General features: G+C 59.0%; 4 protein-coding genes. All 4 read left to right on the top strand.

The features are described 5' to 3' along the window. Nucleotides 1-104 precede the first annotated feature (104 nt). Nucleotides 105-545 carry a FliM/FliN family flagellar motor switch protein gene (locus tag AC1D1P_RS19815; protein WP_477674148.1) on the top strand — a complete coding sequence of 147 codons (441 nt, stop codon included), beginning with the start codon at nucleotides 105-107 and terminating at the stop codon, nucleotides 543-545. Further along, nucleotides 542-1,093 (top strand): hypothetical protein, encoded by a 552-nt coding sequence (locus AC1D1P_RS19810; protein WP_477669635.1) that lies wholly within the window; start codon nucleotides 542-544, stop codon nucleotides 1,091-1,093. Before AC1D1P_RS19815 ends, AC1D1P_RS19810 begins: the two co-directional genes overlap by 4 nt. Continuing rightward, nucleotides 1,090-1,980: a flagellar type III secretion system pore protein FliP gene (gene fliP, locus AC1D1P_RS19805; RefSeq protein ID WP_477674147.1), complete on the top strand. Its 891-nt coding sequence runs from the start codon at nucleotides 1,090-1,092 to the stop codon at nucleotides 1,978-1,980. The genes AC1D1P_RS19810 and fliP overlap by 4 nt, the downstream gene beginning before the upstream one ends. 14 nt (nucleotides 1,981-1,994) lie before the next feature. Beyond that, nucleotides 1,995-2,818 (top strand): sigma-70 family RNA polymerase sigma factor (locus AC1D1P_RS19800; RefSeq protein WP_477674149.1); only part of this gene is annotated, 824 nt, incomplete at its 3' end.

Below are 2,818 nucleotides of genomic sequence, written 5' to 3'. Positions count from 1 at the left end.
GCGCATGCCTGGATGACACAAACAAGCGGCTTTAAATCCCTGGAACTCACCGCTACCCCCAAATGACCCTGAGACATAACGTGAATACAGCTGCTGAAAAAATCATGAACCCGCCACCCCAAAACCCTGCTTATTCAAGCGCCGATGCCGAAAAGCCTGACGTGTCGGCTCTTACGGTACGACCGATCACATTTCCCCATGCGCCGGCCAACGACAGGCATCAGCCGAGCGACGCGGCAGCTCCCGAGAAAAAGAACTGGCGGCCCGAGKGTCATGCTGCTCATCCCATTCACCAGGTGAAGGCCACGTTGCAGGTCTACTTGGGATCGGCAACGCTTACGGTGGGCGAGCTGATGTCCGCCGCGAAAAATCAGGTGCTGGTGCTGGACCGGACTGTGGGCCAGCCTGTCGATTTGTTGCTCGAAGGCCAGGTGGTTGCCCGCGGCCAATTGGTGGCGCTGGACGAACATTTCGCGGTTCGCATCACGGAGTTGCCTTTGCCGCTAGATCTTCAAAGTGGCTTGCTGGCTGAAGTCAAGCCATGAGGCTTGCCGGTTTGCTCAAGCGTTTGCCTTATTTTTTCCGCGCCCTGAAAGTGGCGGCGGTTTGCCTGTTGGTCAGCCATGCCACCGCGTTCAGCCAAGGCACGGCTGCATCGGCGGGAGCGTCCTCCGCCTCCGCTGCCACAAGCGCCATCGCTTTGCCCAAAACGATTCCTTTCAAGCAGGACTCGGCCTCGTCGTCCGGCGGTGAGGGGCCGCCGCTGACTGCCATCACGGCGATTTTGGCGCTTGGCTTTGCGGGTTTTGCCATCTGGATATGGCGAAATCGCCGGCCGACTGCCGGCGTTGACGCCGCAAAGCGTTCAAGCTGGTGGGGTGGTGCTTCGTCCAGGGATGTTCTGCTCCATGGGGCGACCCGGCTATCACCCAAGCACAGTGTTCACGACATCGAATGGCGAGGGCGTCGTTTGCTGATCGGCTGTACCGACCAGGCCATGACCTTGCTGTCAGAGCACGCGGTGGTTGAGTCGTCTGCGAGCACCGCCGGACAAAACCATCCCGTTCCGACGCAGCCAGAGGGTGCAACATGAGGCGCTCATCGTTTGCCGCTCTGTTGTTGCGTTGGGTTGCGGGCATCCTCATCGGTATGGTGTCATGGGTGGGCGTGCATGCCCAAGCGACGGATGTCGCGGAAGGTGCGATGAGCGCCGAAACCGCGGTGGTTCGAAATTCGGCTGGCGAGCCTGAGATTCAACTAAAGGCCAGCCCGATGCTGTCCGGAGCGCCGACGCCCACAGCGGCCCGCCGCGTGCCCGCGGTTGCTGTCGCGGCAAGTAAAACACCCGCCACGGAAACCTCGCAAGCCCTGCGTGTCGTGCTCGGCCTGACGGTTCTTGCGATACTGCCGGCGTTGTTGGTATGCCTCACCAGTTTTATGCGCATCATCATCGTGCTGTCCATGCTGCGCCATGCCATCGGCATGCCCGAGACGCCACCCAATACCGCGCTGATCGGCTTAGCCTTGTTTTTGACGATGTTCACGATGTCGCCGGTCCTGCAGAAAATAAATGTGGATGCTTTCGAGCCGTTCATGGCGGGGCGGATCGGCATGGAACAAACCTACGACAAAGGCGTGGGTCCCTTGCGTGAATTCATGGTCCGACAGACGCGTGAGCCCGACCTGGCATTGATGGTGGAACTGTCAAAGGCCCCGGTTCCGCAGACCATGGATGACATTAGCAATGTGCAGCTCATCCCCGCATTCATGCTGTCCGAGCTGCGCGCGGCGTTCCAGATCGGCTTTGTGATTTTCCTGCCGTTTTTGCTGATAGACCTCATCGTGTCGAGCATCCTCATGGCCCTGGGGATGATGATGATGCCGCCGACCACCATTGCCCTGCCCATCAAGATACTGATGTTCATCCTGGTCGATGGATGGAGCCTTGTGCTCAAGGCACTGGTTGGCAGCTTTCATTGAGCCCCGTGTCCACCATGCCGAAGACAGCACACAATCAGCCGTCCCAGTCTGCGCCACCTTCAGGACTGGGGGATGATGAGCTGCTGCTGTGGCGAGCGTGGATAGACCAGCGTGCGGCCCCCGCCCGCGAGAAACTTCTTTCCATGCACTTGCCATATGCTCGCATCGTCGCTGCGACTTTTTAYGCGCGCCGCACCCACGACGAAGTGGAGTTCGATGACTATCTTCAGCTTGCCAGTGTGGGGCTATTGGAGTCCTTTGATCGCTATGAGCCTTCGCTGGGAGCGCAGTTCAGGACTTTTGCCGCCCGCAGAATGCAGGGTTCCATCCTTAACGGGCTTGCCCGGTTGACGGAGAAGAACCAGCAGATTGCAGTCCAGGGCGAGTTGCGCCGCGAGCGCCTCAATGCCGCCAAAGCGGCGGCGCTGGAGAAACTGGATCCGGCTCTGGCGGCGACCGAAGGCGCCGAGCTTTCATCCAGGATGAACGATCCGAAGTTCCTGTTTTCTTTTCTCGCCGAAGTCGGTATGAGCCTGGCCCTGGGAGTCATGCTCGAAGGCACCGGGATGATAGATGCTGAGGCGTTTCATTCGGAGGCCGCCGAAGCTTCTGCTGAGGTGACTTATTTTAAAAAAACCGAACTGCAACGCTTGCAGCAGACTCTTGCCAATCTCCTCAAAGGGCTCACGGAACAGGAACGAACGGTCATTCGCTATCACTATCTTCAAGAGACCTCGTTCGATGACATTGGAAAGATGCTGGGAGTCAAGCGAAGTCGTGTTTCCCAGATCCACCACCAGGCGCTCCGGAGTTTGAGGCAAGGCCTGGCGCGACAAGG

It is taken from the genome of Polaromonas sp. P1_E1_2, assembly GCF_056406035.1.
The sequence above is the reverse complement of the archived record's forward strand: the minus strand, read 5'-3'. Positions and strand labels throughout refer to the sequence as shown.